We start from the raw sequence: 21,223 nt of genomic DNA, 5'->3' as shown, positions 1-21,223 counted from the left end.
CAAGTAATTACGTATTTAGTTATGGAAGCGATTTTAATGGTTTGTATCGGTGAGAAAAGCCCTTTCACTTTTTTAGTTGAATCCTTTTTTAATCCTGAAAAAGAAAAGCATTATCTTTAGCAGGTAATTTTTAATTCAAAAAAAATATCGCATGATCGCTCGCTATTCCCGCAAGGAAATGTCTGACCTTTGGACAGATGAACAACAATTTCAAGCCTGGCTGGAGGTAGAATTAGCGGCTTGCTGGGCATGGGCCAAGCTCGGTAAAATACCGATGGAGGATGTCGATAAACTCTACGAAAACGCCTCTTTTGATGTAGACCGTATTAAAGAGATTGAAGCCGAAACCCGACATGACGTGGTTGCCTTTACCCGTGCGGTATCCGAAACGCTCGGCGATGAAAAGAAATGGGTGCATTATGGATTAACCTCAACTGATGTGGTTGATACCGCCTGGGGGGTTCGTCTGAAGAAGGCCAATGCTATCTTGCTGGAAGGCCTGGAGCGAATCGTTGATGTACTAGCCGAAAAAGCAAAAAAGCATAAGTACACCGTAATGATGGGGCGCACGCACGGTATCCACGCTGAGCCAACAACTTTCGGTCTGAAATGTGCACTTTGGTATGCAGAGATGGAAAGAAATCTCGAACGGTTTAAAAAGGCGGCTGCCGATGTTGAGTTCGGTAAATTATCCGGGTCGGTTGGAACTTTTGCCAACATACCACCTGAAGTTGAAAAATATACCTGCGAGAAACTGGGGTTGGAACCGGCGCCAATTTCAACCCAAACCTTACAGCGTGACCGACACGCCTATTATTTGTCAACGCTGGCACTGATTGGTTCTACTATGGAAAAGATGGCCGTGGAAGTTCGCCACCTGCAGCGCAGTGAGCTTCGGGAAGCGGAAGAAGCATTCCGCAAAGGACAGAAGGGCTCATCTTCTATGCCGCATAAACGAAACCCTATCAGTTCTGAAAATATCTCAGGCTGTGCCCGTGTGTTGAGAGGATATATGGTTACCGCTTATGAAAACATCCCGCTTTGGCACGAACGGGATATTTCTCACTCATCGGCCGAACGGATTATCCTGCCAGATGCTACCACCTTACTGGATTATATGCTGAATCGTTTTGCCGGAGTGATTGAGAACCTGGTGGTATTTGAGGATAATATGGAATCCAACATCTGGAAAACACAAGGATTGGTATTTTCTCAGCGCCTACTCCACAAGCTGATCGATAAAGGAATGCCAAGGGAAAAAGCTTACGACACCGTTCAGCCTCTGGCAATGAAATCATGGGAAGAGCAGACTCTGTTCAAACCCATTGTTGAAGCTGATGAGAACGTTACGGAAGCTTTAAGTCAGGATGAGATTAATGAAGCTTTCGACCTGAATCATCATACCCGCAATGTGGATGTGATTTTTGAACGGGTTGGTCTGAAATAAATCAAAATTTACCACCAGCTGGCTATTAAACAGGCTATCTGGAGTATTTTCAGGTTTAAACCAGAAATTATCCCAGGATAGAATCGCAGATATAATCCGGAATGATGCCGGAAGAATTGATCCAGAGATCCGCATTTTCAGCGCGGGTGTTACCAGACAGAACCAGCATGGTTTTCAGCCCAAACTTATTGCCACCTAAGATGTCGGTACTTAGTGTATCGCCAACCATCAGGATTTCTTCTTTGTCGAATATTTGTCCGTTTTGGTTGATGTGCTCAAAAGCGTAGTTGAACATCTGGGTATCGGGTTTGCCGAAATGGATAAATTTCTTGTTCAGCATACTCTCGCACAGTTTGGCAATGCCGCCGGTGGCTACAGAAACGTCATTTTTTGAGACCGGATAGTATTTATCCGAGTTGGCAACGATTACGGGCACGGTTTTGCGGCGCAGGAAATTCACGGTGGTGTCAATATCGGTATTCCAGTCAAATCCCTCATCATCCAGAAACACAAAAGCGGAAATATCATCCAGGTTATTAAGGTCGATATTTCGAACGGCAATGTGCTCCAACCCGGATTGTAGAATATACTCGGCAGAATTCTCTGTTCCCAGGTAGGCGATTTTCCCTTCTTTGATTTTATGCTGAAGGAACTGCTTGGCCAGCATGCCGGAAGTGATGATTTCTTCCTCGTCAAGATCCTTTAGTCCCAGCTGATCAAATACTACCGCCTGTTGGTGTTGACTTCGGGAGGCATCATTGGTTAACACCCGAAAGGTGATGCCTTCTTCCCGCAAAAAAGCGATGGTTTCAGGCACGCCTTCAATCAAGCCCTTATGGTTCTTAAGCACGCCATAGGAATCCAGAAATATAACTTTAAAGTTTTTTGCGATCTCGCGAAAGGAGGGGGTTCTCATGTTCATGTTATAAGTGCAATGCGTTTAGAAGAGGTTCGGGATCAAATTTCTTGTCGAGCAGGGGAAGATATCGCTCATATGCTTCCTGCTGTAGCTTGGTGGCAAAAATCTCGTGGAAGAAATACTTGCCATATTTAACAACATAATTCAGAATAAAAAAGCGGTAGGCTTCTTTCAGAAAACGGATTTCAGTTTCGGTAAGCGGATATTCTTTGTGATAAGCTTTCAGGAAGACAATAAAACGATCTTCCATAAGTGGATCTACATCGTAACTGAATACGGTTCGGTCGCCTACATCCGAAGAAATCCGGGCAAAAAAGTAGAAATCGATCATACGGGAACTCATTCGGAACCAGTCATAATCCCAGCGGGAAAACAGCTTGAATTGCGGGTTGACTGAGAAGTTGCCAATGTTCCAGTCCACGAAAACAGGGATGGTATCCAGGTTATTGGCATCCAGCTTATCTACGTTTTCCAGAAAAAGGTTGCAGTGCTTTTCAATTTGTTCGTGATGCATCCTGAATTCGTGCTGACCAGAATCCGTTCGCATGATTTCCAGCAAATGTTCCACATCCACCTTAAGTGTTTTAGAAGAGGGAGGCAGGGTATTCCGAATGGTGTGACACGCCTTATGAAAACGGGCAAACTCCTTCGCCAGCTTTTGGATTTGATCTTCATTCAGTCGTTTTGGGAGCTTACGCTTGATTTTAATCGGCCGGTAAAAGACCACCCAGGCATCAATTACATCATCCGTATGGCGATGTACAAACAGAGAATTCTCTTTGATGAGGGAACGGGCCAGGAAATTTTCAAACGGATCGGGCAGGTTGTTGGAAAGCGAATTGATAATCGAGTGATCTTCCACAAAGTGCTCGTACTTCCCGAAATAGGACAGCTTGGCAATGATGATATTCCCATCCTTAAAGGTAACCCGGTATACGTGATTGGTAGAAACCTTGGCACTGATATCGGTAATGGTAATAATAGTGCGGGTTGGATCGTACGCTCGCCAGGCTTCCTTTACAATCTCATTAAAATCAATAAATGACATAAAAAACGTAGGTTAAATAATTTCAAAATAGCGTTTTAATTCCCAGTCGGTCACTTTGCTGTTGAACTGTTGCCATTCCCATTCGCGAGTTTTAATAAAGTGATTCACAAATGACTCTCCAAACAATTCTGTAGCAATATCCGAAGATTTCATCTGTTCCGTTGCTTCTGTAAGTGTCTTCGGAAGGGAGAGGGTAGCCTCATTGTCATATTCATTTCCTTGGGTAGGCTCAATGTTCAGAGGCAGTTTGTTTTTGATGCCATACAAGCCCGAAGCCAGGCTCGCTGCCATAGACAGATACGGATTTGCATCGGCACCGGGAACGCGGGTTTCCAGCCGCATGGAATCTTCGCCATGATTGATTACACGCATTGCTGTCGTCCGGTTTTCAATGCCCCAGCTTACCGAAGTGGCTGCCCAGGAACCTTCCACCAGGCGTTTATAGCTGTTAACGGTAGGCGCATACATCGGCAGGATGTGTGGCAGACAATGCAGTTGTCCGGCCAGATAATGCTTCAGCGTATCGCTCATTTTGTTTGAATCCTTGCCATCAAAGAAAAGGTTATTCTTTTCTTTCTCATCCCACAGGCTTTGGTGAATATGCCCGCTGCAACCCGGAAGATTCGTATTCCACTTGGCCATAAAGCTGGCAATAATCTCATGGCGATAGGCAATTTCCTTCACCCCGGTTTTAAAGAGCACCGCACGGTCCGCTGCCTCCAGTACATCGGTATATTCTATGCAGGCTTCGTATACTCCATCTCCGGTTTCAGTGTGAATGCCTTCGATGGGAATGCCGAATTTTGTCAGCAAATCAAAAAGCTCATTAAAATATTCAGAGTTCTGGGAAGACCTTAGGATTGAATATCCAAACATACCCGGAGTAAGGGGAGTGGGTTTGATGCCGTCTTTATCCTTCAGGGATTGAGGTGTTTCCTTGAAGTTAAACCATTCAAACTCATTGGAGAATTTGGGAATAAAACCCATTTCCCCGGATTGAGCAGCTATTTTTTTAAGCAGTGATCTCGGACAAACATCTTCTATATCCTCCGACTGGTGGAAATCGCCCAGAAAGAAAGGAGTATTATTGTCCCAGGGAATCTTACGGAAAGTGATAAGGTCGATACTGGCCATAGAATCCGGGAAGCCGGTATGCCAGCCGGTGACTTCCGAGTTGTCATAAACGGCATCGTTTGCATCCCAGCCAAACACTACGTTACAAAAGCCCAGCTTGTCGTTAACGGTTTTAAAGAATTTATCTTTTGAGATTAGTTTCCCCCGCAGAATCCCGTCAATGTCGGTAATGGCAAGCTTCACTTTTTGGATATCGGAAGCTTTCAGAGATTCAAGGATTTCGCTGGTATTTTTCATATCTGAAGATGGTCATTTTGATAGAGATCAAATCTAACCAAACCCAGTGACTTTTTTGAGGGGAAATTTGAATGATGGAAGAGATGCTGCTTTATTCAGTATCCGATTTAAAACGCATTGTTATGTCAACGGTTATTTTCTTGACTCCCAATAACCCGGTTTTCGTTTCATATGCTTGACAGCAGTTATTGTGATAAGCTCGTCTTCCACAGAGTAGATGATTCCTTTCAAAGAATTCTTTTCTGGCTTCTGAATGAAATTTAATAGTCACTTTTGAATACTCTTTCTCGCTTCTTTTAAACATCAGTAGCAGAATGAAGAGAGGCTTCTCCTTAGAATCCGACTACTCGGCGGGGCCAAAAACCTGGACCCAATTTCCATCTGGGTCGAGTAAGATAAAAAAGCGCCCGCCCGTTCGATTGCTGTTACGTATCGAGGACTGAACCTTTGCTTCAGCTTTTACAGCTGAGGCGTACAAAGAGTCTATAACGTCACTATAGAAGGCAAACTTAACAAGCCCGCGCCGGGTAGCCGGGTTCTCAGGATTTGGTGCCGAAAAAGAAGGGGTGTCAGCAATTTCGATCAGTTCCAGCTCAAAACCATTTCTCTCCATAAAGGAAAGTCGCATTTGATCATCAGGGAAATCATAATTTTCAATCTTGGTAAAGCCAAGTACATCAGCATACCATTTAACTGAGGCATCTAAGTTTTTTACTGATATAGCTAGTAATTGTGGATGAAAATTCTGGGAAGAATCATTACTCTGTTCAAAACTCTTTGATTTCTCAACATTAGGCCCGGTCTGAGCGAGGGATAGATGAGAGGTAAAAAGAGCGAAAACAAAGAGAAAAAGAAGGCGAATCATAATGTTAAATTCATTAGTTGGTATAACGACCCGGCGTTTAAACGGCGCGGGGATTATGAGTTAGTTGAAGTAGCGGAATTAATTCCTGGCAATCAAGTTCCCATAGAACCCCGTCCGCGTCCGATTTAAAACGCATTGTTATAGGGCGCTTTGAATTTATGACTGATGATTTTTAATTATGTCATCAATAGACATTAAATTATTTTTCTGTGCCCATTCTTTGAGATCATTCTTCATTTCATCATCTATTCTGTGATCATATACGTGAGAGTATTGGCTCCAATTATCAAACCCGCTGTTACCAATGTTTTTCTTTTGTTCTTTAAAAACCAAAGTTCTTATTTCTTTTTCACTCAAATCAGGTAATTCAGAAATATATTTTTTTATGTTTTGAACCTCTTCATTTTCATTAGACAATTCTTCAATTAATTGTTTCTCTTTCTTGGATAGAAAGGAAAAAACATACTTTTTTTCATCACCAAGCCCGCCTCCAAATTGAGGGATCTTATCAAGCGTACCAAACTTGGAGAGGAGGAATTCGGTTGAATAATCCAGACACATGGTTGGGTATTTTAATAAATGTAGTATTTCAAGTATTCTTATAACTTTTTTAAAGTTACCGAACCAAATTTTAAAATCTTTAAATTCATCTTGACCTTTTATTTTTCTCTTGACATCAGAAAAATTTGAATACCACAAACCCTTTGTGTGTACGAAGTCTGATAGTGCACCTAAACTTTCTATTTCTTCTTTTAGATCAAACTTCTCATTAAATTTTGAAATACTATCATTTGAGTTTAAAGTCTGCCAAAAATTTTTGTCTTTTCTTGGCGTATCAGATTTTGATGAATACCATTCTTTAAATCTATTACTTTCAATTCCGATTATTGACCAAAATATTGATAATAGGCCAATATCTAATGCTATTCTAAGACTAACCATAGATTGTTTATAAAAACCATATTTAGCCAAATGATAAGAAGCTTCCAATTCTTCAAAACTTTCAAGAACCGAAAAATTTTCACCTGAAAAGAAGTCGTAAACATCTCTGAGAGGAATCTTATTTGAGATTAGGAAAATTGAACTTAAACCAGACTCAATTTCACTTTTTAGGTCAACATCATTCTCATATTCTGAAATTCTTTCGAAGTTCTCAATTGTTGAAGAGTGTTGCCTTTTTATTACTCTATTCATATCAAGTAGAATGGAATTTGAAAAAGCCCTATAACGACCCAGCGCATAACGGGCGCGGAGATTATGAGTTAATTAACGGCTAAAAAGTTAAAACAAGCAACTCCGGAATCCGAAGCTATGTCCGCGTCCCCAGTTAATGCGCTTGTTAGGTGTACTTTATTTAAGTTCTGTACTATCAAGCAAAATGTAACTCCCAGATGTTAACTTACATTGTATATTTTTAGGCGATATTTCAATGAATTTATTCTCCCTAAAACTAGCCTTCCATGCCTTCTCAATATCTGTTACAACCTTCTGCCCATTATCTTTATATACTGCAATAATTGCCCCGTCTGGATAATAACTTTGACCATTTAGTGTACAACCCATATATGAAATGAGGTAATCAGGATTATCTGCACTGATTATCATTTGATCGAGGACAAAAGAGGGGCTATCCATTTTCTCGTGACTCCGATCATCTACCCTCATGAGCATAAAGATATTTTTACTGTCAAAGGTTGCATGGGCGAAAGAATGTGTCATGATTGGTCTTGGTGAAGGTTCTACCCAACCGATAATCGTACCACCTGAGTAACTTACTCCAAGTTTTTTATACGCTTCACTTCGCTCCATACCAATTATACTATTATAGGAAGTGCTATCAACACTAACATCGCTTTGGGAGTAGCAAGTGGAGGAGATTATTAAAACACCTATAAGCACAAAAATACTTTTAAAATACATTCAACTATAATTTAATAGAGAGAGAGGTACACCTAACGACCCAGCGCATAACGGGCGCGGAGATTATGAGTTAATAAACGGCTAATAATTTTAAACAAGCAACTCTAGAAACCAAAGCTACGTCCGCGTCCCAGTTAATGCGCTTGTTAGTTGGCCGAGGTTTAATATATGCCAACGGATATTCCAATTTTAGGGTAAAAAGCCTCCATAGTAATGTCATAATTGAAAGATCCAGTTCCGTGCAAAAATAATTTTGATGACCCATATTCAGAAATTGGCGATAAAGTAAATACCGAACGTATTCCGAACGACTGAGAATAAAAATCTTGAGAACTTCCAAATACAGATTCTGTAGTGATACTTACATATCTATAATTTTTCCTCCAAACAGCTCCAAGGGAAAGTCCAAAGGGGTTTCCGTCCATTAATCTTCGCTGAAAGATAAACTGGTGTTGAAAATCCCTAAAGTCTCGTCCCATCCCACCGGCAGCTGTCAGGTAATATTTTCCAAAAACATTATATGTAAGATCAACACCTGTTCCTGCAATTAGGGGAGCCAGTGCAATAGAAAAACCTAAGTTTTGATGGTTTTCATTTAAGAAGATTAAATTGGTAGTTAAAGCAAAGGGATTGCCATACTGTTTTTTCCTTTCACTTTGAGAATTATAGCCGATATAATCTAACACCGCAGATTCCAAAAAATGGTCAGAACTGAAGCTGCCGATACTATGACTGTATTTGGAAAAAAAAGTTGAGTCGGAGAGAGCTTTCTTCTGTTGAAACATAACCATTTCACTCATCGGCTGGTGAATGGCACAGGAAGTCAAAAAAGAGCTTAAAAGTAACCCAAGAAAGATTTTTAAAAATGCTTTACTCATAGATTGGTTTAGGCCAACTAACGACCCAGCGTTTAAACGGCGCGGGGATTATAATTTAGTTGAAGTAGCGAAATTAATTCCTGGCAGTCAAGTTCCATCGCACCCCGTCCGCGTCCGATTTAAAACGCCTTGTTATACCGCGCTTTGTTTAATCGGATAATCCAATTTCTTTTAAGATATCTTTTCTTTCTCCAATTATAATTTTTGAAATTTGTTGAAAGGGATGGCCATAGAAATCAAATATGACTTTCCAATTCTCATCTATTGATGAAATTACCTGATACTGATTGACTCTAATCTGTTCATCACCCCTTGAATTAATTAATTCTATGGTAAAGCTTTCAATTAATTCGGAAAAGGAAGTTTCACTGGAATAATTCGGAATTAGGTCTGACTTATAATTATCAATCTTTTTAAATGTTCGGCTAATCAAAGTATCAGGATCACCATCGTAAAATGCAGATTTTTGTTCTGCGGAAAGACTTTCATCGTAGTATTCAATATTCCACATCTGCTCAGGATTAAATATTTCATGAGCCTGACTTACAGTTACTGGTGTTTCTTGCAAAAGAAGTTGATAAAAATGTAGAATCACTTCCTTCTGTTGCGATTGAATTTCTTCTGCATTTTGAGCAAGTGCAGAATTTGCCCAAATGAAAATCAAAACTATAATTGGTATAAAAGATTTTACCATATGGATTAAGCGGTATAACGACCCAGCGTTTAAACGGCGCGGGGATTATAATTTAGTTGAAGTAGCAAAATTAATTCCTGGCAATCAAGTTTCCATCGCACCCTGTCCGCGTCCGATTTAAAACGCCTTGTTATAGCGCGATTAGTACTTGCTCCAAGCACCTGATTCACAATTTTGGATCAAGTCTGAGATTAAGTGTAATTCTGATTTACCTACTTCTTCAACAACTTCTTTAGTTGTCGAACAGATTTTGCTGATTTCTGGACCACTTAACATTGGGTCGAGATTTTCAACAAACCACATTGCTTCATCTCCTTCAATAAATATGGATAAAATTAGATGGGCTTTTAGTAATTCCAAGTTTCCATTTCTTACACTTTTCTCAACTAGTAGATCTCGGTTTCGAAATCCTTGTAAATAAATTTTTTCCGAAGTTGAGTCATTTTCAACTATCTGATGAAGCAATTTGTGCTCATCGGCTGTTTTAGGGTAGGACGTAATTAGCAAAGAATCTGTAACAACTTTTTCTGCTGCACTCAATTTCAATACTTCCTTAACTACCGACTCGTAATTTGGACGTATTTGTGCCATTGAATACACTGGCAAAAGCAGAATAATAAAAAGAAGTATAAATGAAGTAGGAAATCGCATTCTTAATGATTAGCGCTATAACATATTAATATGCGACATGGGCTATCTTATGAGACGTCGTATAACATCCGAAAATCATCCATAATAGCACCCAAACGCATCTTTTGGGTTTTTATGCGAAGGGGATGTCGCATAACCTCGTCGGATAATATCCAACTTTTTTGTAAGGATTTGCTTTCCCATCGCTCTAACAATATAACAACAATGAAAACTTTTGCAATGGCGTTATGGGCAAATCGAAGTTATTACAAAGTGTTAGAGAAGAAATACGAAGAAGGAATTATAGCTACCGGACCGAGCAGGCTTATACCAACTGGATTATAAGGTATATACGGTTTCATGGAACGGTTCACCCCAAAAAGTTAGGGGACAGGCAAATTGAACAATTTCTCAATGATCTGGCTAATGAACAAAATGTGGCTGCTGGCACCCAAAATCAGGCGCTCTCTGCCTTGCTGTTTCTCTATAAGCATGTTCTGGGAAGAGAAAGCCTAAAGCTCGATAATTTAAAAAGAGCAAAGAAACCCCGTAAACTGCCGGTGGTTCTGTCTCACAAAGAAGCGATGATGATTCTGGAACAACTACGCGGGCGAACCCTGATGATCTGTGAGTTGCTTTATGGCAGCGGGATAAGAATTTCAGAATGCCTTCGGCTGCGAGTGCAGGATGTTGACTTTGAAAATGAACAATTGTGGGTTCGTTCAGGAAAAGGAGACAAAGACCGGGTGAGCTTATTGCCCCAGAAAAGTATTCCCAAGCTTCGGTGGCAAATACAAAAAGTGGAGGTGATCCACAAAAAAGACCTGGTAGATGGATTTGGAAAAGCTCTTCTGCCAAAAGCACTCGCTCGCAAATATCCTGATGAGCAATCGAGATTGGGGTGGCAATACCTGTTTCCGGCTTCAAGAATTTCAAAAGATCCACGAACTGGGGCAGAACACCGCTATCATATTTCAAGCCGTCAGGTCCAGCGAAAACTAAAGAAAGCAGTAACAAAAACAGGTATACGGAAAAAAGTAACCTGTCATACCTTCCGGCACTCTTTTGCCACGCATCTGCTCCAAAATGGCTACGACATCCGCACCGTACAGGAGCTCCTCGGCCATAAAAACCTGAAGACAACTATGATTTACACACACGTGATTAACAAAGGCGGCAACTACATCAAAAGCCCCGTGGATGCGTTGTAAATCGGCCATCCGAAATAGGAGGAGGAATGATAGGATAGGGTTAGGAAATAAGAAATTACTCCGGTCATCCCGCAGCGTAGGCCGGGATCTTGTAGTATGAAAGGGCAGATGAGCTGGAAAACAGCAACCAGATTCCTGCCTGCACAGGAATGACGGGATAGGGTTAAGAAATAAGAAATGGCTTCGAGTCATCCCGCGGCGAATGCCGGGATCTTGTGGTGATAAAGGGAAGGTGAGCTGGAGAACAGCAACCAGATTCCTGCCTCCGCAGGAATGACGGCGTAAGATCACAGTACAAAACAAAGAAAATGAAAGAGGGATACGTTTACATACTAACAAACAGAAAGCGAACCGTACTATACACCGGCGTAACAAGTGACTTAGTCAACCGTGTTCTTAAGCACAAAAAAGGAGAAGGATCAGAATTTACTAAGAAGTATGAAGTAAAGAACCTGGTTTATTACGAATCACACCAGAATATGTACGAAGCAATTCGGAGAGAGAAACAGATAAAGAAATGGAAAAGAGAATGGAAGCTTAATTTGATAAGAGCTAATAACCCGGATATGAAAGACCTCTGGAAGGAGATCACTTCTGGGGGAAGGTTCCACTTCTAAGAGTTATAGTCATCCGGCGGGGCAGGAATGAGGAAGTAAGGGTAGGAAGTAAGAAATTACTCCGGTCATCCCGCAGCGTAGGCCGGGATCTTGTGGTGAGAAAGGGCAGGTGAGCTGGAGAACAGCAACCAGATTCCTGCCTCCACAGGAATGACAGGATAGGGTTAAGAAATAAGAAATAGCTTCGAGTCATCCCGCGGCGAATGCCGGGATCTTGTAGTAAGTAAGGGAAAAGAGCGTAGAAAACAGCAACCAGATTCCTGCCTGCGTGGAATGACGGGATAGGGTTAGGAAATAAGAAATAGCTTCGAGTCATCCCGCAGCGTAGGCCGGGATCTTGTAGTATGAAAGGGCAGATGAGCTGGAAAACAGCAACTAGATTCCTGCCTGCACAGGAATGACGGGATAGGAGCAGGAATGACCCACTCACTTAAACTGCTTCACCAGCTCCCAGCGCTTTACCTTGCCGGTGCTGGTTTTAGGGAAGTCTTTAACAATCTTAAGCTCTTTAGGAATCTTGAAGTCAGTAAGATGAGATTTTAATTCTTCCCGTATTTCTTCAAGCCCGGGTGTTTTACCATTTTTAAGCGTTACTACGGCGGTTACTTTTTGCCCCCATTCTTCATCAGGCAGGCCAATTACCACGGCCTCTTCAATAGTGGCGAGCTTGCGCATGGCTTCTTCTACTTCGGTGGGATTCACGTTCTCGCCACCGGTAATAATGAGATCACTTCGGCGGGATTCAATAAACAAATGCCCGAAACCATTCATGTGACCGTAATCGCCGGTGTTAAACCAGCCGTCTTTGTCGAACCGGTTTTCATTTTCTTCGCTGTCATAATAACCATCAAACACCTGTGGACCTTTCAGCCACAGCGCACCTGACTGGTTTTTACCCAGCACCTTTCCGTTATCATCACGGATCTGCATTTCATTTGGAGGAAAAGGTTTGCCTACACTTTTCAGTGGGGTATACATACCTGAAGGAGCGAGCAGAGGATTGGCAATAATTTGGGCACAGGTTTCCGTCATGCCATAACTGGACACGATGGGAATGCCGCGCTCAGCCGATTTTTTCAGCAGTGTTTCAGAAATAGGTCCGCCGCCCAGTAAAATAGATTTAAACTCACGGTGTGTTTTGAAAAGCGGATCATCCAGCAAGCGCTTCAGCATGGTTGGAACGAGGGATGCGGCCTGGAAGCGTTTGTTTTCACCCAAAAACTCTTTCACCATTTCTTCGTGGAATTCTCCCAGGCGGTAAATAGCCGTATCATAAATAACCGAGCGGAGAATAATGGAAATGCCTCCAATGTGATTCAGCGGGAGACAGAGCAGCCAGAAATGGTTGGGATCGGGTTTGAAGTTTTGAGCAGAAGCTTCGGCAGCACTTAAAATCTGACGCCGTTTTAGAGGAACAATCTTGGGTTTGCTGGTGGTACCTGAAGTAAAGAAATATCCAAAGATCTGGGAATCTTTAATCGAATCCGGATCGGGAAGTTCAACATTCCGGACATCATGAGTAAAAGAATTAAGGAAAAAATTCTCGTCCATCTTGATGACGTTTTCATCACCAAGCCGGCTTCGGTTTTTGGTGTCTGAAAAAATGAGAACAGGCTTTAGCGCGTCAATATATTCTTTGAGTTCTTCATTTTTCACCTTTGGATTGATGGGAACGAAGGGGATACCCAATTTCCAGCAGGCGGCAATGCCAAAAATCAGCATATCGCTCGATTCGGAAAGAAAAGCTACCGGCCATTTGAGCGAGTCTGCTTTTTCTTCAACCAGATCCTTAAAAAAAGCAGTGAAGCGTTCTAAATCACTATACGTGTACATACCGTGCTGAGAAGACAGAAACACATGAGGTGTTTCCTTTTTCTTAAACTCAAACATATGTAGCCGTGATTTGAACATATACTTAAAATAACTTTTTTAATCCTTCCTTATCCACTGTAATTCCCAAGCCTGCTTTTTCGGGAAATGTGATCACCGGCTGGTTCAGCCATTCATCCGTACTGGTGTCATTTTGTAACAAGCTTCCGGTAGCCAAACCATGTGCCCGTTTTTGATTTCCCAAACCCGCTGCAAGAATGGATGTCATTGCTCTTCCAATCGCTGATTCCAACACAGTGGTAACCACCACTTCTATATTATGAGTATCAGCCGTGCTTTTTGTTACGAAAATATTATCAAATGTACCCAAAAGCATAGGCTTTATAATAAATAGGTTGGTCGCTTCCAGTTCTGATAGTTCAGTTGCATCCTGTTTGTTCCGCAAAGATTCATCGGCGGCTATGGGAATGTTAACCGCTTCTTTGACGGCAGCTAAATCAGTAATTTTTTCTTTGGGAACCGGTTGTTCGCAATACTCTATTTCCAACGAATCCAAAGCCTTTAGATTCTGTATGGCTTCACTTTTTGCCCAGCTTTGATTGGCGTCTATACGTATAGTAATGTTCGGAAACTGGTTTCGAAGATCCTGCAACAGCTTCAGTTCAGAATTAAAGTTCTCCCCAACTTTTACTTTTAAGGTTTTAAAACCCTGCTGAACCAATGCTTTTGCCTTGGTTATAACGGTGGCTGGTTCCTGTAGAGATAAAGTACCATTGGCAATTACAGAATCCGGGAAGTCAGGGAACAGAAAATCCCCCAGAGATTTACCGGCCTTTTTAGCTTCCAGGTCATGCACTAAAGTATCCAGACCAAAGCTGAGGGAAGGGAACTGATGAATTTGTTCCAGGACATGAAGCATTTGCTTCCCGTCAACGGATTGAAGGGCCTGCTGAAGGTGTGCGTGATTTACCTTCAGGACTTCCTTAATCTGCGTCAGACTTTCATCAGAGAATCCGGGAAGCGGGGCGATCTCTCCATAAGCTTCGATGTCACCTTCCGTGTAAACCAGGATAATGCCTTCACGGTGTGAGAATGTATTCACAGCACTGCGAAAGGGCTGCTTGAAGGGAAGGCGATATGTGTAATAGTCCAGCATTAGTTCATCAGAATTCCAATGGAGAAGAGAATACCAAACACTACCATGTACTGAGCGGTTCGTTCAAGCATCGGGTTTAATTGTGATTTATCCTTTTCCGTCCAGATTCTGTACGTGTAGAATCCAGCCAGGGGCAGACTGATGTAAGGAAGCATAATCCAGATATTATATCCAAGCTGTACATAGAAATGGGGAGGGATGGCAAAAGCCAGAGCTACCATCAACAGATATTCGAGCTTCAGTGTGGTTTCTCCAAAAAGTACGCCAATGGTTCGTTTGCCTGATTTTTTGTCCTGCTCCACATCCCTCAGGTTGTTAACCACCAGAATATTCACACATAATCCGCCTACGGCCAGAGAGGCCCAGAAGGAAGCTTCCGACCATTCAAGGGTATTTACGTAATAAGTGGTCATGACGGCTACAATCCCGAAGAAGATGAACACAAAAATATCACCCAGTCCATTGTAACCCAGGGGAAAAGGTCCGCCGGTATAGAGCACGCCAAAAATCAGGGACAAAACTCCAATTGCCAAAACTACCCAACCTGCGGCCCATACCAAGTAAAGTCCTAAAAAGAAGGCAAGTCCCATGGTCAGGATAGTCGCTTTTTTCATGGCACCGGCTGAGATGAGTCCGGCAGCGGTTGCCCGGCGAAATCCTATGCGCTCATCAGTGTCTGAACCTTTCACAAAGTCAAAGTAGTCATTGGCGAAATTCGTACCTATTTGAATCAGGAATGCACAGACCAGTGCTACCAAAGAATTGATCCAGTTTAGCGATTCTGCCTGCCATGCAAGAGAGGCTCCCACCAATACGGGAACAAGCGCAGCGGCAAGGGTTTTGGGACGGGCAGCTTCAACCCAAAGTGCAAATTTTGATTCTTTCAACGTGAAATTTTTGGTGAATGGTTGTGGATAACTTTGTGAGCGAAGATACAACTTTTGGAAAGGGCTTAAAAAGTGAAGTCATTTCAATTCACAGAAAAAATAAATTAAGTAAGCAGCTCGGTGGAAGCGGTTGCAGGTAAAATAATTAAGGTGTGAATTTATAAAAGCTATATTATTTAATAGTTAATAAAATTTTGATTAAATAATTTGAGCTTTTTCTTAAAAGTGCTTTATATTCTCACTGTTTAATTTCGAAACACCAAAATAACTTTTTATTCATATGGCGTATTCCAAACTTGAGTATATATGGCTTGATGGTTTCAAACCAACCCAGCTATTGAGAAGTAAAACCAAAGTGGTGCACGATTTCAGTGGAAAGCTGGAAGACTGCCCGATATGGAACTTTGATGGTAGTTCAACCAATCAGGCTACCGGCGATTCTTCCGATTGCTTGCTTAAACCTGTAGCTATTTTCCCTGATCCTGACCGTGAAAACGGATTCCTGGTAATGACAGAGGTACTGAATGCTGACGGTACACCTCATGAAACCAATGGACGTGCTGCAATTGATGACGATAGTGACGATTTTTGGTTCGGTTTTGAACAAGAGTATTTTTTACATGATCCTGAAACCGGATTGCCACTTGGATTTCCAGTTGGTGGATACCCGGCACCTCAGGGACCCTATTATTGTGGAGTAGGCGGTACCAGAGCTTTTGGGCGCGACATTATTGACGAGCACTTAGATCTTTGCCTTGAAGCAGGTCTTAATGTTGAAGGGATTAACGCTGAGGTTGCAGCTGGTCAGTGGGAGTTCCAGATTTTTGCTAAAGGTGCACACAGTGCCGGAGATCAAATCTGGGTGGCCCGCTACCTGATTGAAAGAACAGCTGAGAAATATGGTTTGGCTATCGACTGGCATCCAAAACCACTGGGCGATACCGACTGGAATGGTTCTGGAATGCATGCCAACTTCTCAAATGGTAAAATGAGAGATGAAGGCGGTGAGAAGTATATGAAGCAAGTTTGTGATGCTTTTGGAAATTACATTAAGGAGCACATTGATGTATATGGCGCTGACAACGATCAGCGACTAACCGGTAAGCACGAAACACAATCCATAGATAAATTTAGTTATGGTGTTTCTGATCGCGGTGCTTCCATTCGTATTCCGGTAACAACCGTTGAAGACGGATGGGTAGGCCGCCTTGAAGATCGCCGACCAGCTTCCAATGCAGATCCTTATAAAGTAGCAGGCCGTATTATTAAGACGGTAAATTCAGTTTCATAAGCTGGCTAAAACTTATTGAAAAGATAAAAGCCCTGTTTCCGAAAGGAGGCAGGGCTTTTTTTCTAATTTTTAAAAATCAGATTTTAAAGCATATTTGTTTGTTCGGCATACGGTTACCGGATCAAACAAAAAAACAAAATTAGAGAGGGGTATATGTATAAGAAAACTATAAATAGTATTGTAGCTGGTATGGTTATGCTTTCCTTAATAACCAGTGCAGACATTATGGCTCAATCATCATTTGATAATGAGCGAAAAACAAAAAAGTCAGCATTGCTAGTCAAGAGTACTGAAAAACCATTGCTGCCATTTCAGGTTCTCAACTCCAGGTATAAAACCGATAATGACATCGGGCGAAGTACCTTGCAGTGGACTTCGGAAGAAGGTTGGATGAATGCCTATCGGATTAACTATTCATACAGTGCCGATCGTCTTACGATTACCCAAAACTGGCAATTTTATAGCGAAGAAGGATGGGAAGGGGATGGTTCTTACACATTCGTATTTACTGAAGACGGGCTTCCTGTAAGTTACTCCTATGGGTTATTGGGAGATGTGTTTACTCAAACATTCCATTACTCGGAGTCAGGTCGGCTTGATTCGGCTACTTTTTCGGAAACCTATGAAGGAGAATCATATTCTGAGAAAATTGAGCTCGAATACATTACACCTGATTCGATACTCATTTACAACACTCTGACTGGAGAAGATGAGGAACCGGAATTGACCGGCTATTTCGTTAACAGGGAAAATGCATTCGTTGAAGCCTATTATGAATCATCTTACATAGACAGGTACACCTATGCAGGCTTGTCTTTTGATGAATATTTGAAAAATGTTTTCAATGAGTTCTTTTTTGTAGAGGTATACAATGACGAATATTATACTGACGATGAAGTTTGGGTGCCTTATTCAAGAACTATACTGAATTATGACGGTGATATGGTCACTGAAATGGTAGAAGAGTACTATTATGAAAGTGAAGCCAGTTGGGTTTCGGAGTACAGAAATAGCTATACCTACGAAAATGGTAAAATTTCTGAAGACCTGGCAACCTATTCATTTGATGGAACGATATGGGACGACGAAAGCCGGACGCTCTATGAGTACGGTATGGTGACATCAGTTCCGGAGTACGACGATAAGGTTGCTACCTTCAAACTCTCTCAGAACTACCCGAATCCATTTAACCCAACTACACAAATTGCTTATGAGATCTCGGCTCCGGGCAAAGTACTTTTGGAAGTTTATAATGTATTGGGCGAACGCGTGGCTACTTTAGTAAATACCAATCAAAATGCAGGAAATCATGTAGTGGGCTTTAATGCCTCTTCGCTTTCGAGCGGGATTTATTATTACAAGTTGGTGTCTGGTCAGAATCAGCTGGTTCGATCTATGACATTGATTAAATAGACCACTCTGTTAAGCAAATATTCCATCCATAAAAGCCCTGCTTTCAAAAAAGAGAGAAGGGCTTTTATGATTTTGGAAGATGTTTATTGCAAATTGTGGCTAGACAAGTCTATAGGCCAGGTGTAGATTTTTTAAAAACTATCACTAGCTTTGTCCAAAGGTTTCACAGTTGAAAATCAAAATGCTGATAAAAAATATGAATGAAATTAGCTGGAAAGAGTTTGAGCAAGTTGAAATAAGAACAGGCACCATACTTAAAGCGGAAGAATTTTCTGAAGCTATAAAGCCTGCTTATAAGCTTACCATAGATTTTGGTGAACAGCTTGGTATTCGGAAGTCATCGGCTCAAATTACCGAACACTATGAACCCAAAGAATTAGAGGGCAAACAGGTGATAGCGGTTGTAAACTTTCCGCCTAAACAAATTGGGCCGTTTATGTCTGAATGTTTGGTAACCGGTTTTCCCGACAAGAATGGGAATGTTGTACTTGCCACTACCGACAAAAAAGTACCAAATGGAATGAAACTATTTTAAGTGATTTTAGTTTCATAAGTTTATTGATATAAATAATTTTCATCTACAAATTAGTTTGAGTCCCGATGAAGCACATTTTGTTTCTATGCGCACTTTTCTGTGTTTCCCTTACGCTTTGTGCCCAGGAAATATCCTATCCCGAAAACCACCAAAGAATGTCGAACTTTGAACTAAAGATAGAAGGTATTGATAAAGTAGAAGGAGAGATCAGAATTGCTTTATTCAACTCCGAAAAAGAGTACAACGAAAAAGAGAACCCACTCTATGCGGTTGTACTTCCTGTTGATAATTCAACAGTAGTTTGGTCTCAGGACAGTCTTATTTTTGGTGAATATGCTATCGCAGTATATCACGATAAGAATGTGAATGGTGAGCTGGATTCGAATTTACTGGGTATCCCGAAAGAGGCTTATGGCTTTTCAAATAATGCAAGAGGTCGATTTGGCCCTGCTTCCTGGAAAGACGCTCATTTCATAATTGAATCCGATACTTCCTCGATGACGATAGAGGTCAGATAAGAAAGGCTATTCGTTGGTGCGCATCTACTTGTAAGAAACATCCGTTTTGTACATATTTCCGGTATACTTTTAACTAACGGAGACTACTATGGAAAATATCCAAGGGGAAACAGCACCGGTAATGAGTCTTAAAGACTGGGTTATTTCGGTTTTAATTTCATTCATACCGGTTATCGGGTTTATTATGCTGTTAGTTTGGGCATTTAGTGACAGCACCAATCCAAATAAAAAGAATTGGGCTAAAGCTACGCTGATTATTTTTGCAGTTGGATTTGTACTCTATCTGGTATTTGCCTTCATTTTCTTTGGGGCAATGATGTCGGGTGCCGGTGGGTTTGAGTCGATGTAGTACATAAGACTCTGCTTTAATATGAGCCTCGCTCCAAAGGAGTGGGGCTTTTTTTTGATGCTGAAACAATGAAAGTGAGTTGGCGTAAATCTTCACATCTAACCAAAAAAACAGATATGCAGCAGATCATTAAATCGGTGTCCATTGCCCTTCAGAATATTAAGGCCAATCCGCTTCACACCTTTCTCTCCACACTTGGAATTATTATTGGCGTGGCATCTTTGGTAGCTATTCTAGCTCTTGGAGATGGACTGGAGCAAACCGGCCGCGAACAAATTGAAACCACTACTTCTGTTCAAATGATGACCATAACTCCCAAGACGGTTGACATCGTCAATGATGTGCGGGTTCCCAGGGATACGGTTTACCAGTTCGGAATCGCTGAGGCCCGGGCTTTGGAAGAAAGAACTTCACAGTGGGGCTACACGGAGTTGCTAGCAAATAGTTCACGTCTGGCAACCTTAAATGACTCTTCGCTGGCAATCTATATTCAGGCTACCCTGGAAAATGTACCACACTTTGCCGAAGCTGAAATTGAAGGAAGCTATTTCAGTAAATCGGATGTGGAAAATGCTGCAAAGAAAACCGTTCTGACAAAACCCCTGGCTGAGAAATGGTCTTCCAATGTAAAAGAGCTGATTGGCCAAAGCATCACTTTTGAAAACGAGTCATATGAAATAATTGGAATTTTAAATGACGAATCCAGGGGCGCTCAGGCCATGATACCCATGAGATCATATCAGGAATATGTGAAGGGCAGTAACTCTCCAAATATCGTTTTTAAAAGCAGAAGAGTAGAAGATTTACCGGAAATGCGCTCTGCGGTCGAAAACTGGCTGGATCAGAATTATGAAGAGGGTAAAGAAGCGTTCAGTGTTTTTACTTATGAAGGAAGGGTGCAGCAACTGAGTCAGGGAATCCTTGTTTTTAAGCTGGTGATGGGAGCAATAACGGGTATTTCTGTGCTGGTGGGAGGCATCGGAATTATGAATGTATTACTGATTTCAGTAACGGAGCGGACGAAAGAAATTGGAATTCGTAAGGCAACCGGAGCCCGAAAGAAAGATATCGTGATGCAGTTTATTTCAGAGTCTGTGACCATCTCCATCGTTGGCTGCATCATCGGATGGATAGTGGGGGTAGCCGGAGTTTTTGGACTGGTCGAAATCATAAACCGTTTTACCGATCTTGGATTTCAGGCAGCACTTAGTGTAGATACCGTTGGTGTGGTATTGATTGTAGCTATTATCGTAGGTATGGTTTTTGGGACCTATCCCGCCTGGAAAGCAGCTAATTTAACTCCAGTCGATGCCATTCGGCATGAATAAGACACTATCTAAGTCACATCTCTGATTTCAGAATTTTTGCTAAACACCGAACGGGCAAAAGGGCATAGTGGTAAAATCTTCAAATTGTTTTTCCGGGCATATTCTACAGCCTCATAAACTAATTTCTTCCCTAAACCCTCACCGCGGGTTTCATCAGAAACTTCTGTATGATCTATGATAATGCGTTCCGGGCCGGCTTTGGAATAGGTCATTTCAGCCACACGCTTACCTTCCTGCTCTATGTAGAAGGAGCCTTTAGTTTCGGTAGTGTCGTGTTTAATATTCATATTTAGTGCTTTGGAGTTTTCGTGGCGGT

Annotated in this window: 22 protein-coding genes; 9 read left to right on the top strand and 13 right to left on the bottom strand. The window is 41.7% G+C overall.

The window, feature by feature from the left end; all coding sequences use genetic code 11:
- Window positions 1-151 precede the first annotated feature (151 nt).
- The gene (purB, locus tag RIB15_RS14095; RefSeq protein ID WP_350202809.1) at window positions 152-1,447 is read left to right on the top strand and encodes an adenylosuccinate lyase; all 1,296 of its coding nucleotides are present in this window, start codon (window positions 152-154) and stop codon (window positions 1,445-1,447) included.
- A 67-nt stretch (window positions 1,448-1,514) separates the two neighbouring features.
- On the opposite strand, the gene RIB15_RS14090 is transcribed toward purB, so the two are convergent.
- From RIB15_RS14090 to RIB15_RS14050, 9 genes are all read right to left on the bottom strand, one after another.
- Window positions 1,515-2,363: an HAD-IIA family hydrolase gene (locus tag RIB15_RS14090; protein WP_350202808.1), complete on the bottom strand. Its 849-nt coding sequence runs from the start codon at window positions 2,361-2,363 to the stop codon at window positions 1,515-1,517.
- Window positions 2,364-2,370: 7 nt separating this feature from the next.
- Window positions 2,371-3,414: an aminoglycoside phosphotransferase/kinase family protein gene (locus RIB15_RS14085; protein ID WP_350202807.1), complete on the bottom strand. Its 1,044-nt coding sequence runs from the start codon at window positions 3,412-3,414 to the stop codon at window positions 2,371-2,373.
- Between the two features lie 12 nt (window positions 3,415-3,426).
- Window positions 3,427-4,785: a glutamine synthetase family protein gene (locus RIB15_RS14080; protein ID WP_350202806.1), complete on the bottom strand. Its 1,359-nt coding sequence runs from the start codon at window positions 4,783-4,785 to the stop codon at window positions 3,427-3,429.
- Between the two features lie 343 nt (window positions 4,786-5,128).
- Window positions 5,129-5,650 (bottom strand): VOC family protein, encoded by a 522-nt coding sequence (locus RIB15_RS14075; protein ID WP_350202805.1) that lies wholly within the window; start codon window positions 5,648-5,650, stop codon window positions 5,129-5,131.
- Between the two features lie 156 nt (window positions 5,651-5,806).
- Window positions 5,807-6,844, bottom strand: coding sequence for a hypothetical protein (locus RIB15_RS14070; protein WP_350202804.1), 1,038 nt, complete (start codon window positions 6,842-6,844; stop codon window positions 5,807-5,809).
- 156 nt (window positions 6,845-7,000) lie between these two features.
- Entirely contained in the window at window positions 7,001-7,570 is a 570-nt protein-coding gene (locus RIB15_RS14065) for a hypothetical protein (protein WP_350202803.1), read from the bottom strand.
- Between the two features lie 161 nt (window positions 7,571-7,731).
- The gene (locus tag RIB15_RS14060) at window positions 7,732-8,448 is read right to left on the bottom strand and encodes a hypothetical protein (protein WP_350202802.1); all 717 of its coding nucleotides are present in this window, start codon (window positions 8,446-8,448) and stop codon (window positions 7,732-7,734) included.
- Between the two features lie 148 nt (window positions 8,449-8,596).
- Window positions 8,597-9,142 (bottom strand): hypothetical protein, encoded by a 546-nt coding sequence (locus tag RIB15_RS14055; protein ID WP_350202801.1) that lies wholly within the window; start codon window positions 9,140-9,142, stop codon window positions 8,597-8,599.
- Window positions 9,143-9,283: 141 nt separating this feature from the next.
- Window positions 9,284-9,733: a hypothetical protein gene (locus tag RIB15_RS14050; RefSeq protein ID WP_350202800.1), complete on the bottom strand. Its 450-nt coding sequence runs from the start codon at window positions 9,731-9,733 to the stop codon at window positions 9,284-9,286.
- A 287-nt stretch (window positions 9,734-10,020) separates the two neighbouring features.
- Here RIB15_RS14050 and RIB15_RS14045 point away from each other — a divergent pair, with 287 nt between their 5' ends.
- Both RIB15_RS14045 and RIB15_RS14040 read left to right on the top strand, forming a co-directional pair.
- Entirely contained in the window at window positions 10,021-10,983 is a 963-nt protein-coding gene (locus RIB15_RS14045; RefSeq protein WP_350202799.1) for an integron integrase, read from the top strand.
- A 308-nt stretch (window positions 10,984-11,291) separates the two neighbouring features.
- Window positions 11,292-11,600, top strand: a complete 309-nt coding sequence (locus RIB15_RS14040) for a GIY-YIG nuclease family protein (RefSeq protein ID WP_350202798.1) — start codon at window positions 11,292-11,294, stop codon at window positions 11,598-11,600.
- A 426-nt stretch (window positions 11,601-12,026) separates the two neighbouring features.
- Here RIB15_RS14040 and RIB15_RS14035 read toward each other — a convergent pair whose 3' ends face one another.
- Genes RIB15_RS14035 through RIB15_RS14025 form a run of 3 tightly spaced genes read right to left on the bottom strand, consistent with a single transcriptional unit; the run spans window position 12,027 to window position 15,473 of the window.
- A complete protein-coding gene (locus RIB15_RS14035) occupies window positions 12,027-13,490 on the bottom strand; it encodes an AMP-binding protein (RefSeq protein ID WP_350202797.1) in 1,464 nt (487 codons plus the stop codon).
- Window positions 13,491-13,515: 25 nt separating this feature from the next.
- Window positions 13,516-14,586: an o-succinylbenzoate synthase gene (gene menC, locus RIB15_RS14030; RefSeq protein WP_350202796.1), complete on the bottom strand. Its 1,071-nt coding sequence runs from the start codon at window positions 14,584-14,586 to the stop codon at window positions 13,516-13,518.
- Complete coding sequence (locus RIB15_RS14025) at window positions 14,586-15,473, bottom strand: 1,4-dihydroxy-2-naphthoate polyprenyltransferase (RefSeq protein WP_350202795.1); 888 nt, start codon at window positions 15,471-15,473, stop codon at window positions 14,586-14,588. Before RIB15_RS14025 ends, menC begins: the two co-directional genes overlap by 1 nt.
- 280 nt (window positions 15,474-15,753) lie before the next feature.
- Between RIB15_RS14025 and RIB15_RS14020 the strand changes: the two genes are divergently transcribed.
- The 6 genes from RIB15_RS14020 (at window position 15,754) to RIB15_RS13995 (ending at window position 20,907) form a co-directional block, all read left to right on the top strand.
- Window positions 15,754-16,764 (top strand): glutamine synthetase beta-grasp domain-containing protein, encoded by a 1,011-nt coding sequence (locus tag RIB15_RS14020; RefSeq protein ID WP_350202794.1) that lies wholly within the window; start codon window positions 15,754-15,756, stop codon window positions 16,762-16,764.
- Between the two features lie 153 nt (window positions 16,765-16,917).
- A complete protein-coding gene (locus tag RIB15_RS14015; protein WP_350202793.1) occupies window positions 16,918-18,177 on the top strand; it encodes a T9SS type A sorting domain-containing protein in 1,260 nt (419 codons plus the stop codon).
- A 196-nt stretch (window positions 18,178-18,373) separates the two neighbouring features.
- Window positions 18,374-18,712 (top strand): tRNA-binding protein, encoded by a 339-nt coding sequence (locus tag RIB15_RS14010; RefSeq protein ID WP_350203078.1) that lies wholly within the window; start codon window positions 18,374-18,376, stop codon window positions 18,710-18,712.
- Window positions 18,713-18,777: 65 nt separating this feature from the next.
- Window positions 18,778-19,230, top strand: a complete 453-nt coding sequence (locus RIB15_RS14005; RefSeq protein WP_350202792.1) for a DUF2141 domain-containing protein — start codon at window positions 18,778-18,780, stop codon at window positions 19,228-19,230.
- Between the two features lie 88 nt (window positions 19,231-19,318).
- Window positions 19,319-19,579, top strand: a complete 261-nt coding sequence (locus RIB15_RS14000) for a hypothetical protein (protein ID WP_350202791.1) — start codon at window positions 19,319-19,321, stop codon at window positions 19,577-19,579.
- 116 nt (window positions 19,580-19,695) lie between these two features.
- Window positions 19,696-20,907, top strand: coding sequence for an ABC transporter permease (locus RIB15_RS13995; protein WP_350202790.1), 1,212 nt, complete (start codon window positions 19,696-19,698; stop codon window positions 20,905-20,907).
- Window positions 20,908-20,915: 8 nt separating this feature from the next.
- On the opposite strand, the gene RIB15_RS13990 is transcribed toward RIB15_RS13995, so the two are convergent.
- Window positions 20,916-21,194, bottom strand: coding sequence for a GNAT family N-acetyltransferase (locus RIB15_RS13990; RefSeq protein WP_350202789.1), 279 nt, complete (start codon window positions 21,192-21,194; stop codon window positions 20,916-20,918).
- Window positions 21,195-21,223 lie beyond the last annotated feature (29 nt).

Origin of the sequence: Gracilimonas sp., assembly GCF_040218225.1 — a bacterium.
Taxonomy (GTDB): Bacteria; Bacteroidota; Rhodothermia; order Balneolales; family Balneolaceae; genus Gracilimonas.
The sequence above is the reverse complement of the archived record's forward strand: the minus strand, read 5'-3'. Positions and strand labels throughout refer to the sequence as shown.

Bases quoted from the DNA above. Each gene is read 5' to 3' on its own strand.
- RIB15_RS14075 (WP_350202805.1), bottom strand. From the start codon at position 5,650: ATGATTCGCCTTCTTTTTCTCTTTGTTTTCGCTCTTTTTACCTCTCAT.
- RIB15_RS14055 (WP_350202801.1), bottom strand. From the start codon at position 9,142: ATGGTAAAATCTTTTATACCAATTATAGTTTTGATTTTCATTTGGGCA.
- RIB15_RS14050 (WP_350202800.1), bottom strand. From the start codon at position 9,733: ATGGCACAAATACGTCCAAATTACGAGTCGGTAGTTAAGGAAGTATTG.
- RIB15_RS14045 (WP_350202799.1), top strand. From the start codon at position 10,021: ATGGGCAAATCGAAGTTATTACAAAGTGTTAGAGAAGAAATACGAAGA.
- RIB15_RS14020 (WP_350202794.1), top strand. From the start codon at position 15,754: ATGGCGTATTCCAAACTTGAGTATATATGGCTTGATGGTTTCAAACCA.
- RIB15_RS13990 (WP_350202789.1), bottom strand. From the start codon at position 21,194: ATGAATATTAAACACGACACTACCGAAACTAAAGGCTCCTTCTACATA.
- RIB15_RS14065 (WP_350202803.1), bottom strand. From the start codon at position 7,570: ATGTATTTTAAAAGTATTTTTGTGCTTATAGGTGTTTTAATAATCTCC.
- RIB15_RS14005 (WP_350202792.1), top strand. From the start codon at position 18,778: ATGAAGCACATTTTGTTTCTATGCGCACTTTTCTGTGTTTCCCTTACG.
- RIB15_RS14010 (WP_350203078.1), top strand. From the start codon at position 18,374: ATGAATGAAATTAGCTGGAAAGAGTTTGAGCAAGTTGAAATAAGAACA.
- RIB15_RS14085 (WP_350202807.1), bottom strand. From the start codon at position 3,414: ATGTCATTTATTGATTTTAATGAGATTGTAAAGGAAGCCTGGCGAGCG.
- RIB15_RS14035 (WP_350202797.1), bottom strand. From the start codon at position 13,490: ATGTTTGAGTTTAAGAAAAAGGAAACACCTCATGTGTTTCTGTCTTCT.
- menC (WP_350202796.1), bottom strand. From the start codon at position 14,586: ATGCTGGACTATTACACATATCGCCTTCCCTTCAAGCAGCCCTTTCGC.
- RIB15_RS14070 (WP_350202804.1), bottom strand. From the start codon at position 6,844: ATGAATAGAGTAATAAAAAGGCAACACTCTTCAACAATTGAGAACTTC.
- purB (WP_350202809.1), top strand. From the start codon at position 152: ATGATCGCTCGCTATTCCCGCAAGGAAATGTCTGACCTTTGGACAGAT.
- RIB15_RS14090 (WP_350202808.1), bottom strand. From the start codon at position 2,363: ATGAGAACCCCCTCCTTTCGCGAGATCGCAAAAAACTTTAAAGTTATA.
- RIB15_RS14060 (WP_350202802.1), bottom strand. From the start codon at position 8,448: ATGAGTAAAGCATTTTTAAAAATCTTTCTTGGGTTACTTTTAAGCTCT.
- RIB15_RS14040 (WP_350202798.1), top strand. From the start codon at position 11,292: ATGAAAGAGGGATACGTTTACATACTAACAAACAGAAAGCGAACCGTA.
- RIB15_RS14000 (WP_350202791.1), top strand. From the start codon at position 19,319: ATGGAAAATATCCAAGGGGAAACAGCACCGGTAATGAGTCTTAAAGAC.
- RIB15_RS14080 (WP_350202806.1), bottom strand. From the start codon at position 4,785: ATGAAAAATACCAGCGAAATCCTTGAATCTCTGAAAGCTTCCGATATC.
- RIB15_RS14015 (WP_350202793.1), top strand. From the start codon at position 16,918: ATGTATAAGAAAACTATAAATAGTATTGTAGCTGGTATGGTTATGCTT.
- RIB15_RS13995 (WP_350202790.1), top strand. From the start codon at position 19,696: ATGCAGCAGATCATTAAATCGGTGTCCATTGCCCTTCAGAATATTAAG.